This window comes from Caulobacter sp. BE264, from assembly GCF_031457805.1.
Classification (GTDB): domain Bacteria; phylum Pseudomonadota; class Alphaproteobacteria; order Caulobacterales; family Caulobacteraceae; genus Caulobacter.
The window spans coordinates 833,801-847,690 of sequence record NZ_JAVDXI010000001.1; the positions used below are offsets into that span (position 1 = coordinate 833,801).

The 13,890-nt window shown below is 63.2% G+C and carries 14 protein-coding genes; 4 read left to right on the plus strand and 10 right to left on the minus strand.

Translation table 11 applies throughout. The annotated features are described in order from the left end of the window. Positions 1–18: 18 nt before the first annotated feature. From J2X45_RS04025 to flbT, 8 genes are all read right to left on the minus strand, one after another. On the minus strand, positions 19–2,883 hold the full coding sequence (locus J2X45_RS04025; protein ID WP_310211546.1) for a hypothetical protein: 2,865 nt from the start codon (positions 2,881–2,883) through the stop codon (positions 19–21). A 79-nt stretch (positions 2,884–2,962) separates the two neighbouring features. Then, positions 2,963–3,517: a UDP-4-amino-4,6-dideoxy-N-acetyl-beta-L-altrosamine N-acetyltransferase gene (gene pseH / locus J2X45_RS04030; protein ID WP_310211548.1), complete on the minus strand. Its 555-nt coding sequence runs from the start codon at positions 3,515–3,517 to the stop codon at positions 2,963–2,965. Between the two features lie 65 nt (positions 3,518–3,582). Beyond that, positions 3,583–4,419 carry a flagellin gene (locus J2X45_RS04035; protein ID WP_310211550.1) on the minus strand — a complete coding sequence of 279 codons (837 nt, stop codon included), beginning with the start codon at positions 4,417–4,419 and terminating at the stop codon, positions 3,583–3,585. A 182-nt stretch (positions 4,420–4,601) separates the two neighbouring features. Next, positions 4,602–4,970: a flagellar protein FlaG gene (locus tag J2X45_RS04040; protein WP_310211551.1), complete on the minus strand. Its 369-nt coding sequence runs from the start codon at positions 4,968–4,970 to the stop codon at positions 4,602–4,604. Positions 4,971–5,082: 112 nt separating this feature from the next. After that, entirely contained in the window at positions 5,083–5,904 is an 822-nt protein-coding gene (gene fljK / locus J2X45_RS04045; RefSeq protein ID WP_310211553.1) for a flagellin FljK, read from the minus strand. A gap of 276 nt (positions 5,905–6,180) precedes the next feature. Next, positions 6,181–7,002 (minus strand): flagellin FljL, encoded by an 822-nt coding sequence (gene fljL, locus J2X45_RS04050; protein WP_310211556.1) that lies wholly within the window; start codon positions 7,000–7,002, stop codon positions 6,181–6,183. Between the two features lie 248 nt (positions 7,003–7,250). Then, positions 7,251–7,613: a flagellar biosynthesis regulator FlaF gene (gene flaF, locus J2X45_RS04055; protein ID WP_096051364.1), complete on the minus strand. Its 363-nt coding sequence runs from the start codon at positions 7,611–7,613 to the stop codon at positions 7,251–7,253. Further along, on the minus strand, positions 7,573–7,998 hold the full coding sequence (gene flbT / locus J2X45_RS04060) for a flagellar biosynthesis repressor FlbT (protein WP_310211558.1): 426 nt from the start codon (positions 7,996–7,998) through the stop codon (positions 7,573–7,575). Before flbT ends, flaF begins: the two co-directional genes overlap by 41 nt. Before the next feature lie 198 nt (positions 7,999–8,196). On the opposite strand from flbT, the gene J2X45_RS04065 reads away from it, so the two are divergent. From J2X45_RS04065 to J2X45_RS04080, 4 genes are all read left to right on the plus strand, one after another. Further along, positions 8,197–9,987 carry a tetratricopeptide repeat protein gene (locus J2X45_RS04065; RefSeq protein ID WP_310211560.1) on the plus strand — a complete coding sequence of 597 codons (1,791 nt, stop codon included), beginning with the start codon at positions 8,197–8,199 and terminating at the stop codon, positions 9,985–9,987. Between the two features lie 128 nt (positions 9,988–10,115). Beyond that, the gene (gene pseH / locus J2X45_RS04070; protein ID WP_310211562.1) at positions 10,116–10,697 is read left to right on the plus strand and encodes a UDP-4-amino-4,6-dideoxy-N-acetyl-beta-L-altrosamine N-acetyltransferase; all 582 of its coding nucleotides are present in this window, start codon (positions 10,116–10,118) and stop codon (positions 10,695–10,697) included. A 107-nt stretch (positions 10,698–10,804) separates the two neighbouring features. After that, a complete protein-coding gene (locus J2X45_RS04075; protein ID WP_310211564.1) occupies positions 10,805–11,674 on the plus strand; it encodes a MoxR family ATPase in 870 nt (289 codons plus the stop codon). 99 nt (positions 11,675–11,773) lie between these two features. Further along, entirely contained in the window at positions 11,774–12,583 is an 810-nt protein-coding gene (locus tag J2X45_RS04080) for a hypothetical protein (protein WP_310211566.1), read from the plus strand. Between the two features lie 70 nt (positions 12,584–12,653). Here the strand turns inward: J2X45_RS04080 and J2X45_RS04085 are convergent, their stop codons facing one another. Both J2X45_RS04085 and J2X45_RS04090 read right to left on the minus strand, forming a co-directional pair. After that, complete coding sequence (locus J2X45_RS04085) at positions 12,654–13,028, minus strand: hypothetical protein (protein WP_310211568.1); 375 nt, start codon at positions 13,026–13,028, stop codon at positions 12,654–12,656. A gap of 31 nt (positions 13,029–13,059) precedes the next feature. After that, positions 13,060–13,872: a universal stress protein gene (locus J2X45_RS04090; RefSeq protein ID WP_310211570.1), complete on the minus strand. Its 813-nt coding sequence runs from the start codon at positions 13,870–13,872 to the stop codon at positions 13,060–13,062. Between the last annotated feature and the right edge of the window lie 18 nt (positions 13,873–13,890).

A 13,890-nucleotide genomic window follows, 5' to 3' on the forward strand; every position in this document is an offset into this window, starting at 1 on the left:
GTCGTGGAAAAGAGCAGGTTAGCCGCCCGTCAGGCGATTGAGCGCCGCCTGATAGTTCGCGACCTGGTTTTTCAGATAAGCCGGAACCGTGCCCCCCGTCTTGCCGGAGCTCGTCCCGCCGTCGGCCTTGATGCCAAGCGCCGTGTCGGCGATTTCGCGATAGGCGCTCCGAACCTGCGACATCGCCCGGGTGATGACCATGTTGGCGTTCTTGCGCCCCGCCTCGGTCGTCAGGTCCAGTTCGGGCGGGAGCTGCAAGCCATAGACCGGGCCCTTACCATCGGCCGAAACGGTCTTGCCGTCCTCGGTCTTGGTGGCTCGAACGACGCCGCCCGCGATGCCGAGTGAGCGGAGGACATCGGTTCCGCCCTTACCTGGCACGATCTCGAGGGTGGCGTTATTGGACGCGGGGCTGATCTTCAGAACACGACTGTTGCCGCTGGAGGCGGTCTCGACCTTGGCGCGGAAGCCCGAGGCGCGCTTGATCTTGTCGGCGAGGGTTTCCAGCGTGTCGTTGGCGTCGATCGTAACCGTTGTCAGAGCGCCGCGTTCGCGCGTGCGGATCTGGAAGGTGTCGCCAGCGCGCGCCGATGTGGCTGACACGATGCGATTGGACTGGCTGAAGTCCATGGCGCCGCTCGGCAAGCCGAACGCGTCCAGGGCTGACGCGCCGGACGCAGAGACGGCGACCGAAGTCGGGGCGGCGTAGCCATCCTTGCCGGTGACGCGCTGGCTCCAATCGACCTGGCCCGTACCGACATTAATCTGAGCGACGTAGCCGTCCTTGGTTCCGACCGTTTCTTCGCCGTCCAGGTTCTTGCCCGCCGCGCCGACCAGCCAAGCCGTGCCGTTAGAGACAGCGAAGCCCGTAACGGTATCGTCTCCGGTGCCGCCATAATAGGTCAGCGTATCGTTGGTGTTGTCCGAGATATCGAGGGACATCCGCCCCACGAAGCCATCCATGCCTCCTGATGGCGGCGTCGTCGCGCCGCCGATCGACATCAGGTTGTTGGCCGTGTAGCCGCCCACATAGAGTTGGCCGCCATCGATCTTCAGGCCGACAATGTCGCCGCCCTTCAGCGAGCCCAGATCGCGGGTCGCGCCCGCCGTCAGGGTCGCCGTCTTGGTGTAGGTGACGGGCACGCTCTCGTAGGCGCCGTACTGGTTCTGCTTGGTGACGTTCTCGGTCACCACCGACGCGTTGACCTCGAAGCTGCGAAGCATCGCCTGGCCGTTCTCCTTGGACCCTACGATGACCTGGGAGCCATTGACGACGATGTCCGAGACGGAATCGTTCTCCGCCGTCCCGAACTTCTGGGTGAACAGCGCCGCAGGTTTGCCATTGGCGTCCGTCGCAAAAGCCGACAGGTAGGCGTCCCAGCCGCCGGTGGGATCCGTGCCCACCGACCCCGGAAGATCCGACTTGCTGCGGCCGCCCACGTAGAGAACGCCATTGGCGCCAAAAGCCACGGCGGTCGCCTCATCCTCCTGCAGGCCGCCCCGACGAACCGTCCATTGCTCGTCGCCCTTGGCGTCGTAACGCGTGACGAAGCTGTCGGTGGTGTTCGAGCTGTCGCTGTTGTTGATGGGGCCGTTGACCGCGCCCTGCAGCCTGCCGCTGACCGACCCGGCCACAGCGACGCTGCCATCATCGGCGACGGCCAGCGACAGGCCGCTGGCGTTGTCAGTGGCGCCCAGCGAGCGGGCGTACAGAAGGTGGCCCGCGCTGTCATACTTGAGTAGCGCGACGTCGCTTTCCCCCTTGATCGGTTGACCGTTGATATCGGTCTTGCCGTCGACCTCGGTGGCGACGTCCGCCAGCATGTAGATCGAGCCGTCCGCGCCGGTGACCGACTTGCGAACGCTGGAAATCGTACCCTGGAGCGTCTCACTGAAGACCTTGCCGCCAGGCGCGCCCGCGCCAGGCCCGCCGGCGGTTCCGGCGGCGCTGTACTTGGTCAAGGTCGTTTCGAAGACGCCGTCGTCTGTCTCAGTCTTCTTGTCGGGATCCGGATCGCCGGCCCGGGTGGTGACATAGACCGCGGGCGCCGTGGTCGGCGCGCTGAAGGTCAATTGCTCAACGGAGTCGCCGTTGACCCGCAACGCGAAGTCATCGCCGGTGGCCGGCAACTTTACGGGCTTGCCGTTCACCTGAACGGTGCGCTCCTCGCCGACCGTGCGTTGCACGGAGAAGTCGGTGTTGAAACCCGCCGCCTTCATCTTGCCGTTCATGTAGCTGACGACGTTCGACATGGTCCGCGGCGTCGTGCCCATGTCGACCAAGTTCATGGTGACGGTCGAAGTGACGCCGAAACTCTTCACAGAGATATCGAACGACACGTTCCCCTGGAACCTTGGAACTTCGTCATCGACCTGGCCACTGTACAGCGTGTCGGTCGTATAGCTGTAGGTCGCCTTGGGCACGCCGACCGTACCCTTGTCGCTGGTCATGACCGCGCCGGTCGTCAGGCGCATCTGGTCGAGGGACAGGTTCTGCACATAGCCGCTGACCTCGCCGAGTCCCTTGGTCAGGGCCGTCTGCAAACGCGAAACCTCGCCGTCGGTTACGCCTTTCTCGCCGGCGCGTGCGGCGATCGCAGAAAGGGTATTGAGCGCCTGATACGTAGCGAACAGCTTTTTGTAGTCGGGACTGACGCCCTTCAGGCTGGAGGTGTTGGCGCCCTCGTCGATGAGCTTGCGCCCCGCCAGCGCCGATCGCACGAGTTCACTGGCGGGCGGAGATGCGTTGCTAAGCCACGGCGCGCTCGGCACCACGGCCTTGGACCGCGATGGCGAGGTCGAAACACTCGACGTGCCAGCGCCCGTCAGGCCCGTGCGGGCCTGATAGTAGCTAAGCAGCGCGCTGGAATCGAAAGTGATCACGGCGAGTCCTGGCCGGGGCGCGAATCTCCCCGCTGTTACCCTTGCCTCAGGATCGCTGACGACTCGTTAAGACTTGAGATTAAGCGGCGATAAGGTGGGCGTCGGAGAGCGCACGTCGCGCCGCCTCACGCAACTCGGACCACTCCGACGCAAGGATCCCGAGCAGAACAACGTCGCGAGGTTGACCGCCCTTCAACACGTGACCGCGGAGGTAGCCCTCGCGGCGGAAACCGGCGGTCGACTGGGCCTTCAGAGCGGCGTCGTTGTCGGCCATCACCTCGGCGAAAACCTTATGCAAACCCAACTCCTGGAAAGCGCGATCCAAGCCCAGAACCTGGGCCGCGCGCCCAACACCCCTGCCCCGCGCTTCGGCCGAGCCCAGGAACCAGTTCCAGCTTGCACGACGATGGTGGCTGGTCAGCCCTGTGAGCGTGAGAAGCCCCATGGGCGCTCCGCCTCGCGTGATCATCCAGCCGCGCAGGTCCGGATCGCTGCGCAACGCCTGAAACCAGAGGGCGTGAGCCTCTCGACTAGGGAAATCGGCGTCCGACATCCAGCGGTCGACCTCGGGTTCGGACCGCCACTGAAAGAGGATCGCCTCGTCCTCGTCCAACAAGTCTCGCAGCTCGATCATGCCCGTAGCCGAATCCCCGGTTCGCCCAGCGGCAGCTTAGTCCCTGGGCGCGGCGGGACCTAGCGTTACCCGCCCTTGAACAGCGAGAGGATGATCTGCGGCGCGCCGTTGGCGATCGAAAGAGCCTGGGCGCCAAGCTGCTGCTTTACCTGCAGGGCCTGCAAGCGAGCGCTTTCCTTGGCGAGGTCGGCGTCCACCAGGTTGCCGACGCCCGTCTCCAGCACGTCGTTGAGCTTGGAGACAAAGGTGTTGTGTGCGTCGATCTGCTTGGCCTGGGTGCCGATATTGCCAACGGCCTGGTTCACGGCGCTCAGCGTCGCGTCCAGTCGCGTGAGAACATTCCCCGCGTTCGTGGGATCAAGAATGTCGTCGGTCGCCGTCAGCGTATTGATCGTACCGCCCAGTGACAGGTTCTGCAGGGTCAGGGTGATCGCTTGGCCAGCGTCCGCGTCCGCAAGGAAGTTCATGTCGGCGGCTTGGCTGCCATCGAGCAGATTGGCGCCATCGAACGTCGCACTCCGGATCACCTGGGTCAGGTTCTTCACCAGTCCCTGGAAGTCGGCGTTCAGGGCTTGGCGCGATGTCGTGGTAAGCGAGGTGTCCTTGGCGGCGACCACCTTCTCGCGCATCAGCTTGAGCAGGTCGGAAACGGACTCGCCGGCCGCCAGAGCGACATCGGCGATCGACGTGGCCCGATCCAGGCTCATCTTCACGGCGCCAAGCGCGCTCATGTCGGCGCGCTGCGCCTGAGCGATCGACCAAACTGCGGCGTTATCCTTGGCGGTCGAGATCGCCTCACCCGTATTGATACGGGTCTGCACCGCTTGCATGTCGTCGTTGGTGCGGTTGAGATTCTGCAGCGCGATCAGCGCGGGCTGGTTCGTGTTGACGCTAAGCGCCATGCGCGGCCTCCGATCGGCGATTTTGCCGTTGGTTGCGATCGCGCGCGATTCGGCGAGCGATCTAATCGCCGCCGACATTGACCCCAGAAAGTAAGATTATGGTTAACGCTTATAAACCATATCTGTTTACGCCTGCGGCGCACAGCCGCACGGCGACCTAAGGGACGGGTCGTCAGTCGACCTCAGGCCTGGCCGTCGAAAACATCGCCCGTTTCGTAGTCGGGACCATCACGCATCTTCAGGACCTCCTCGCGAGGAAACTGCTGCAGCGTCTCTCCCGTGCGGCGGTCAACGGTCTTGTAGACAAAGGCGCCGGAGGCCTCGTCGTGCTCGATCACCAGGCGCAGATCGCCAGGTTGCGGGCCGTCATCAACCGGCTTCTCGGCCTCAGCGGCCTGGGCGCGATCCGATTTGACCGCCGCCTCGGCGTCCGCCACCTTCGCAGCCTGATCCACAACGGACTTTGCGCCCTCGGAGAGATCCAGGGCGTTCGACGGCGCGACAGGGGCTATAAAGTCTCTGATGGCCGACAGTGCGGCTTTAGGTTCCATGTCTTACTTACCGACGTTTTTGGGTCGGCCCTCCATTTCTGTTGTGGCCTATCCCGCAACCGAACCGGAGAAGGCGGGGGCGAGCCGAGCGGCTCGCCCCCGTCCCTGCCCCTTAGCGGAACAGGCTCAGGATCGACGACGAAGACTGGTTCGCGATCGACAGCGCCTGGACGCCCAGCTGCTGCTTGGTTTGCAGCGACTGCAGCTTGGCGCTTTCCTTGGCGAGGTCGGCGTCCACCAGGTTGCCCACGCCGGCGTCCAGACTGTCTTGCAGCTTGCCGACGAAGGTCAGGTGGGTGTCGAGACCAACCGAGCTGGTGCCCAGCGAGGCCAGCTTGTTGGTCGCCGTCTGCAGCGCCGTGTCGATGGTGGTGATCATCGTCTTGGCGGCGGCGGCCGTCGTGAAGGTCGAGGCCGAGGTCAGGCCCAGGCCCGCCAGCGAGATGGTCTTGGCGTTGACGGTGAAGCCCGAGCCGTCCGAGTTGGCCAGGAAGGTCAGCTTGGTGGTCGAACCGTCCGCGATGCTGACGCCGTTGAACTTGGCGTTCGTCGCCGCCTTTTCGATCTGGTCGCGCAGCGAGTCGAAGTCTGACTTGAGGGCGTTGAACGAAGCGGTGTTCAGCGAGGTGTCGGAAGCGGCCAGGGCCTTTTCCTTCATCTTGCCGAGCAGGTCGGTAATGGTGTCGCCGGCGGCGAGCGCGACGTCGATCGTCGACTGGCCACGCTGCAGCGAGTCCTTCACGGCGTTCATGCTGGCGGCGGTGGCCGACTGGTTCTTGGCGGTCGCCCAGATGGCGCCGTTATCCTTGGCGCTGGCGATCTTCTTGCCCGTGTTGATCCGCTGCTGAACGGTGGTCAACTCGGAGTTCGTGCCGTTCAGGTTTTGCAGGGCGATCATCGCGCCCGCGTTCGTATTGATGCTGTTCAGCGCCATAACGAAAGAGTCCTTTTCAAGGTGTCCGACGCCATTTTGGCTGCCGGGAGCTTTTTGCTCGGAAGGACTAGAAGCAATTGCCGGGCCAATTCTGCCCAGCGGCAACGCCGAGCTAAATCACTGAAAAGTATGCGTTATAGTTCCATTAACGACGAAGACCCCCGGCAATTTCTGCCGGGGGCCTTTCGCCATGGGAAATTGTTGCCGGGCACTATCTGCGCACCCAGCAGGAAAGAGGCGCCGGACGGCTTTTGACGACCGTCCGGCGTATCGGGATCACCCCTTGAACAGCGACAGGATCGACTGCGGCGTCTGGTTGGCGATCGAGAGCGCTTGAACACCGAGTTGCTGCTTGGTTTGCAGCGACTGCAGCTTGGCGCTTTCCTTCGCCAGATCCGCATCCACCAGGTTGCCGACACCGGCGTCCAGGCTGTCCTGCAGCTTGCCCACGAAGGTCAGGTGCGTATCCAGACCGACAGAGGACGTACCGAGAGACGACAGCTTGTTCGTGGCCGTCTGCAACGAGGATGTGATCGTCGCGATCATGGTCTTGGCCGTAGCGGCGTCGGTGAAAGTCGAGGCCGCCGTCAGACCGATGCCCGTGAGGGACAGGGTCTGAGCAGTCACCGTGAAGTTGCTGCCATCCTCGTTGGCGAGGAAGGAGAGCTTCGTGGTGCTGCCGTCAGCGAGGCTGACGCCGTTGAACTTCGCATTCTCCGCGGCCTTTTGTAGCTGGTCGCGCAGAGACTCGAAGTCCGCCTTGAGAGCATTGAACGAGGCGGTGTTCAGCGAGGTGTCGGAAGCGGCCAGGGCCTTTTCCTTCATCTTCGTGAGCAGATCCGTGATGGTGTCACCCGCAGCGAGCGCCACATCGATCGTCGACTGACCGCGTTGGAGAGAGTCCTTCACGGAGTTCAACGATGAGGCGGTCGCGCTCTGCATCTTTGCCATCGACCAGATCGCGCCATTGTCCTTGGCGTTAGCGACCTTCTTGCCGGTGTTGATACGGCCCTGAGTGGCGGCGAGCTCCGTGTTAGTTGCGTTCAGGTTCTGGAGCGCCAGCAGCGCACCAGGATTGGTGTTGATCGAGTTCAGCATTTGATACCTACCGTTTTGGTGGGATTTGTCCGGCGTATTGCCGGGCTGGCGTTTTGCCCGCGCGAACCATCGCAAGCGGCGGGCCAGTTCCGAGCCGCCCTCAAACCAAAATTATCTATATGTTTTTGCTGAACTTTTCCGAGCGTCAGAGCCGGAAACAGAACCGCCCGGCGAATGCAACATTCGCCGGGCGGCAGGTTTTTCCAGAAGGGCTAGGCAAGACATTCAGTCTTGCCTGAAATTCAGAATCAGGCCGCGTCGGCGCGTCCAGCCAGCCCCTGCATGATCATGCGATTGATCTCGATAAGGGGTTCAAAATCCTCCTCCTTGCGCATCACGGCGCTGGAGTGACGACCGACCCAAAGGCTCAGCGAAATGATGCTGGCGCGCAGCTCCATCGGGAGCTGGTTCTCAGGAAGAGAGCAATCGGTCGCAAGCGCTGACCAGACCTTCCGGTTCCAGTCCAGCGCGTCAATCCGCGTGGCGATGTCGTCCGCCGGGGCTTGCGACGCGTCCATCAGGGCGCGCGTCACCTGCCCGAACAGGCGGTACTCCATTTCACGGGGATTCTCAGCCCGCGTCGCCGCCTGCTGATACGCCCGAAGAGACATGCCCCAACCTCTCGTCTTCGTACTCGATAAGCTTCCGGCTCAACATGAGAGCCTTGTAGTATTCTCGCGCCATCACGTGCTTTGAGATGGCGATGCAATCCTGAAGGACTACAGGGTTGCGCACAACGCCCATAAATTCGTTAAGGCGAGTGGCGAATTCCTCGTAAAACTTCTCAGCCCCGGTCTCGTCTAGATACATCATCATCACCGGGAAGTAGATGTGACGCGCAGGCGTCGTCACCTGGTCCGGCTGCATGATGTCCTTCTCGCGAAGGACGGAGGCCTTGTTCTGGAGCACCAGAACACCGCGCCGGTCTCCGTTCTGGACCACGGCGCCGTTGAGAACGAACTTCTCTCCAGGCTTCAGCGACAGCTTCAAAGGCACTTGATGCCGCTCCCTTTCGTTGACGCTGCAAGCCCAGACCCGTCAAGACGACGGCTTCGACAGCAAGCTAGGCGAACACATGTTAACGCCACCTTGCCGCCCCCAGCGACCGCGTTTGCGACCGTAAGACGCAGCTTAGGACTCAGTTAAGCATAGCGCCTCAAAACATGGTTAACAGCAAAGTCTGAGACCTCCGCCATGTCCCGTAAAAGCGCTCTGGAAACCTCAGCAAGCGTCCTCGCCCAGGCCGATGTCGGCGCATCAGGCATCCATCCGGGGGTGATCGCCAACGCGATGGGCGATTCGGCTTCCAGCGAAGCGCTGGATCGCCTGAAACGTGCGGCGCAGGACACCAAGAACGCCGAAAACGCCAAGGCGTTGGCGCGCGCGGTTCAGGCCGTGCAACTGCAGGACTACGCCAAAGCCGACAAACTGGCTCTGAAACTCCTCGAAAAGGACGAGCGCCTGGGCCTGGCCTGGCACATCCTGGCGATCGCGCGCGAAAAGACCGGAGACTTCGCCTCGTCGCTCCGCGCTTACGAAGCTGCGCTGTCCCTGCTCGCCGACCATGGCCCCGTCGCGGGCGACCTTGGCCGCCTCGCCTTCCGGATGAACATGCCGGAGCTGGCCGCCAAGTTCTTTGCGCACTACCGCCTAGCCCGGCCCGACGACGTCGAAGGTGCCAACAACCTTGCGTGCGCGCTCCGCGAACTGAACCGCGAAAGCGAAGCCATCGAAGTGCTGAAGGCGGCGCTCGGCGCCAACCCCGAGGCGGCGGTGCTCTGGAACACCCTGGGCACGGTGCTGTGCAATATCGGCGATGGCGCCGGCTCGATCGTGTTCTTCGACGAAGCCCTTCGCTTGGCGCCGGATCTGGCCAAGGCCTATCACAACCGCGCGTTCGCCAAGCTGGACCTTGGCGATATCGAGAGCGCGTTGGCCGATTGCGAGGCGGCCATGCGCAACCCAGGCTCGCCGGAAGACCTGGCGATGATGCAGTTCGCCCGCGCCACCATTCTCCTGGCGCTGGGCCGCGTGGCCGAAGGCTGGGAGGCTTACGAGTCGCGCTTCTCACCGGCGCTGAGCGATGCGCCACGGTTCCAGATTCCCGGCGTCCGCTGGTCAGGACAGGATCTCAAGGGCAAGTCATTGATGATCACCACCGAGCAGGGTCTCGGCGATGAAGTCATGTTCGCCAACATGCTGCCCGATATCCTTGAGGCGCTCGGGCCGGACGGGTTTCTGTCCCTGGCGGTCGAACGCCGCCTGACGCCCCTGTTCGAGCGCTCGTTCCCGAGCGTCGAGGTCACCGCTCACCGGACGGTCGCCTATGAAGGCCGCGTGTTCCGGGCGGCGCCCTACATCGAAAACTGGGACCGTTTCGACTACTGGGCGGCGATCGGCGACTTCCTCCCCAGCCTGCGCGCCTCAGCCGCGGCGTTTCCCAAACGCCAAGCCTTCCTTCAGCCGGATCCGGCGCGCGTGGCGCATTGGAAAACGCAACTTGAGAAGCTTGGCCCCGGCCCCAAGGTCGGCCTTCTGTGGAAGAGCCTGAAGCTCAACGCCGAGCGCGCGCGGCAGTTCTCACCGTTCCATCTATGGGAGCCCGTGCTGCATACTCCCGGCGCGGTTTTCGTGAACCTGCAATACGGTGATTGCGACGAAGAGATCGCGTTCGCCAAGGAGGAGCTTGGCGTCGAGATCTGGCAGCCTGATGGAATCGACCTGAAGGCTGATCTCGATGATGTCGCAGCACTGTGCGCGGCGGTCGATCTGGTCATCGGCTTCTCTAACGCCACCATAAACCTGGCCGGCGCGGTGGGGACCCCGATCTTCATGCTGACCGGGGCCTCGTCCTGGACACGCCTTGGGACCGACTACTACCCTTGGTATCCGAGCGTGCGCTGTTTCGTCACCGAGCAGTACGGCGTCTGGGAGCCGACCATGGGCCGCGTGGCCGATGCGCTGCGCGATTTCGCCACACCGTGACTGGCCGCCTCGGTTGAGGCGGATCAAAGCCTGAGCCCTTGAACTGGACAGACTGGACCAGCGTTGGGGTTGTCGCCTCAACGCTTCCACATGCGCGCCAGCGCGCGCGCTGGTCCGGAGCTCGGGACATGGTGGCGGTGAGACTGCGCAGTGTCGCAGAAGATGATCGCGAGAGGCTTCTGACCTGGCGCAACAGCCCAGATGTCTCGGCCTACATGTACTCAGACCACAAGATCGGTCACGAAGAGCACGATCACTGGTTCGACGTCGCGCGGCATGACCCGCGGCGTCGCTACTGGATCATCGAGGCCAACCACGAACCGGTCGGTTTGGCGAACTTGGCCGATATCGATCTCGTCCACAGGCGTTGCGCCTGGGCCTACTACCTAGCCAGCCCCAAGGTCCGGGGCCTTGGCGTAGGATCCCGGGTCGAGTTTGAGGTCATCGAGTACGTGTTCGGGCAACTGGGCCTCAACAAGCTTTGGTGTGAGGTGCTTGTTTCGAACGAGAGCGTCTGGCGACTGCACGAGCTCTACGGTTTCCAGCGCGAAGCGTTGTTCCGGCAACATGTGATGAAGCAGGGCCACGAGGTCGATGTGGTGGGCTTGGGACTGCTGGCCAGCGACTGGGCGGTCCGACGCGACGCCATGGCGGAACGGCTTCGAGCGAAGGGATACGACATCCCGAGCAGCACCTGCCGAGCAGCCTAGGCTCGCCTTCCCTATCGACACCCTTGCCAAGCGCGCGAGCGCCGGTAGTTTGATCCGCTGAATTTGAACAACTGTTCGAACCGGATCCGATTCCGGCGGAGATAGGCATGAGCCAGCGCTTCGAAGGTACTTCTGACTACGTGGCCACCGACGACCTCAAGGTCGCGGTCAACGCCGCCGTGGCGCTTGAGCGCCCGCTTCTGATCAAGGGCGAACCCGGCACGGGTAAGACCGTCCTGGCCTACGAAGTCGCCAAGGCGATGGGCGCGCCGCTGATCACCTGGCACATCAAATCGACGACCAAGGCCCAGCAGGGTCTCTACGAGTACGATGCGGTTACCCGCCTGCGCGACAGCCAGCTGGGCGACGAGCGCGTCAAGGACGTCAAGAACTACATCAAGAAGGGCAAGCTCTGGGAAGCCTTCGAGAGCGAGGTTCGCCCGGTGCTGCTGATCGACGAGATCGACAAGGCCGACATCGAGTTCCCGAACGACCTTCTGCAGGAGCTCGATCGCAACGAGTTCTACGTCTACGAGACGAATGAGACGATCAAGGCCAAGGTCCGGCCGATCATCATCATCACCTCGAACAACGAGAAGGAACTGCCGGACGCGTTCCTGCGCCGCTGCTTCTTCCACTACATCCGCTTTCCGGAAGCCGACACGATGCAGGCCATCGTCGACGTCCACTTCCCGGGCATCAAGCAGAAGCTGGTAGCCGAGGCTCTGCGCATCTTCTACGACATGCGCAAGGTGCCGGGCCTGAAGAAGAAGCCGTCGACGTCTGAGTTGCTGGACTGGCTGAAGCTGCTGCTGGTCGAGGATATCGACGATCAGGTCCTGCGCGAGAAGGATCCCACCAAGCTGATCCCGCCGCTGCATGGCGCGCTGCTCAAGAACGAGCAGGACGTCCATCTGTTCGAACGTCTGGCGTTCCTCGCCCGCCGTGAGGGATCGGGCGCGCGTCCGGGTCAGTAGCCCGGCTGCGACGAAACGGCACTTACCGGGATTTCACTGGACGCGCGTCAGACGCACGGCCACCTTCCCCGCTATATGCGGGTAGGCCAAGGGAACACCATGCGTCACTCAAAATGGCTGGTCGCGACGCTACTGATCGGCGCGGGCGTGTCCGCCTTGACCGCTTGTCAGCCTGCGGCGTCGGACAAGGAGACGCGCACAGAACGCCGCCTTGGTCGCGAGGCGGTCCGCGCGATCGAGCGTCTGGATTGCCCGGAACGCCAGGGCGGACTTACCCGCGTCAGCGCCGCTGCGGACGGCCAGTCGTGTTCGTACGCGTCGAGCGAAGGGACGGTTGATCTGCGGCTTGTTCACCTGAACGGCGGCGACGCCGAGGCGGCTCTGGCCCCGATCGAAGCTGAACTGAAGGGCGTGATCCCCACGCCAGAAGCCCCGCCTAAGCCCCCCGAGGCTAAGGCGGGCAAGAACAAGACCAGCATCCATCTGCCGGGCGTCTCGATCGACGCTCACGGAGACACCGCAGACATTCGGATCGGCCACCTAACGATCAATAGCGACGGCGGGACCGCGGAGGTCAAGGTCAACAAGAACGTCAACATCAAGAGCAACGACGGCCACGCCTCCGTCAATGTCAGCGCTGAGGACGGCCACGAAGGCGACGTCACCATCAGGGCGAATGATAACGGCGCGGAAATCCGCGCCTTGAAGGGCGGCGACGCCGTGCGCTCCACTCTGATCCTCGCCAATGACAAGGCTCCGAATGGTTATCGCGTCGCGGGCTACGAAGCCCGTGGCCCTAAAGGCGGTCCGCTGGCCGTGGCGATTGTCAAGGCCAAGAACCGTAACACCGACGACCATGATCTCTTCAAGGACATGAAGGCGTTAGTTCGCCACAACGTCGGCGGCTGACCACGAGAGAAACCCCGGCTGCGCGATTGCTTGGCAGGGGTTCGTGTCCCGACCACGCTGCAGTTTACGTCTACTGCAGCGGCGTGACCTCCATGACCTTGTAGGTCAACGGGCGGCCATCCTCATCCGTCACGGTGACATACTCGCCCAACGCAAAGCGATGGTCGCCCAGGCGATGCAACGGCTCGTCGTCGGCCTCTTCAGCCGCGTCATAGTCGAAAAACCAGCGCTGACCGCGCTTGTTCAGGCGACCGTCGACGGCGTCCTCGTCAGGCGCGAAGCGCCGTACGCTGCACGACCCCTTGACCTTGGCGTACTCGCCTTCGTCGATGCGACCGTCCTCGGTGAGCGGCGCTGTCAGGGCGTAGCCGCGATGATCATCGCCGCCAGCGAACTCGGTGCCAGGATTGCGCGCCAAGCGCATGACGATCCGGGATAGAGACATAAGCCTCCCTTTCTTCTATAATTTCAGTCTTTTAGTGCGACAGGAACAACGATGGGCCGTCACTGTTCAGTAACGTGCGGGTGGTGCCCCCGAAGATGAACTCCTGAAGCCGCGGGTGACCGAAAGCCCCCGCGACCAGAAGGTTGGCATTGACGTCCTTGGCCGCGTCCAGCAGGAGCGATCCTGCGTCGCCGCTTCCTTCCAGCGCCCGCACGCTGGCCTTGACCCCGCGCGCGGCGAGGAATTCGACAAGGCGATCCAGTTCGAAAGCCCGCGACGAGGCAGCCGGCGCGCCGGCCACAACCACAGCGCTGGCCTTTTCCAGAAGCGGCAAGGCCGTGCGTACGGCGCGGCTGGCCTCCTTGCCGCCATCCCAGGCGACCAGGGCCACGCCATCCGTCCTAAAGCCTGGACGAGCCACCAGGGTGGGACGCTGCTCGTCGGCCACCAGTTGCTGGAAAGACTCGGCCAACGGCCCCTTCCCGCGCGCCGCAGCGTCGTCGAACACGATAACGTCGGAGAGCCGGCCTTCCATCGCCAAACCGGCCCAGACGGGCGAGTCCAGGCTGATGACGCGCGTGCGACCATAGCCGAGCTCGGCGGCCAGCTTGCCAACAGCCTTGGCCCCTTCCTGGGCGGCTTCCTTCAGGCTTTCCAGCGCGGTGACCTGCACCCCGCCCATGAAACCTTCACCCATCCAGGGCATCAGGTCGGCCATGTCGGCCGGCGCGTGGACGCAAGCCAGTTCCGCCTCGAAGGCGGCCGCCAAGGTCGCGGCGGAGGTCAGGACGCCTTGGTCGTTTGGGGTTCCGGCCAGCGGAACCATGATTCTCGCCCAACTCATGATCGAACTCCCTTTCGA

Bases quoted from the DNA above. Each gene is read 5' to 3' on its own strand.
- pseH (WP_310211548.1), bottom strand. From the start codon at position 3,517: ATGATCGAGCTGCGAGACTTGTTGGACGAGGACGAGGCGATCCTCTTT.
- J2X45_RS04035 (WP_310211550.1), bottom strand. From the start codon at position 4,419: ATGGCGCTTAGCGTCAACACGAACCAGCCCGCGCTGATCGCGCTGCAG.
- J2X45_RS04040 (WP_310211551.1), bottom strand. From the start codon at position 4,970: ATGGAACCTAAAGCCGCACTGTCGGCCATCAGAGACTTTATAGCCCCT.
- fljK (WP_310211553.1), bottom strand. From the start codon at position 5,904: ATGGCGCTGAACAGCATCAATACGAACGCGGGCGCGATGATCGCCCTG.
- fljL (WP_310211556.1), bottom strand. From the start codon at position 7,002: ATGCTGAACTCGATCAACACCAATCCTGGTGCGCTGCTGGCGCTCCAG.
- flaF (WP_096051364.1), bottom strand. From the start codon at position 7,613: ATGTCTCTTCGGGCGTATCAGCAGGCGGCGACGCGGGCTGAGAATCCC.
- J2X45_RS04065 (WP_310211560.1), top strand. From the start codon at position 8,197: ATGTCCCGTAAAAGCGCTCTGGAAACCTCAGCAAGCGTCCTCGCCCAG.
- pseH (WP_310211562.1), top strand. From the start codon at position 10,116: ATGGTGGCGGTGAGACTGCGCAGTGTCGCAGAAGATGATCGCGAGAGG.
- J2X45_RS04075 (WP_310211564.1), top strand. From the start codon at position 10,805: ATGAGCCAGCGCTTCGAAGGTACTTCTGACTACGTGGCCACCGACGAC.
- J2X45_RS04080 (WP_310211566.1), top strand. From the start codon at position 11,774: ATGCGTCACTCAAAATGGCTGGTCGCGACGCTACTGATCGGCGCGGGC.
- J2X45_RS04085 (WP_310211568.1), bottom strand. From the start codon at position 13,028: ATGTCTCTATCCCGGATCGTCATGCGCTTGGCGCGCAATCCTGGCACC.
- J2X45_RS04090 (WP_310211570.1), bottom strand. From the start codon at position 13,872: ATGAGTTGGGCGAGAATCATGGTTCCGCTGGCCGGAACCCCAAACGAC.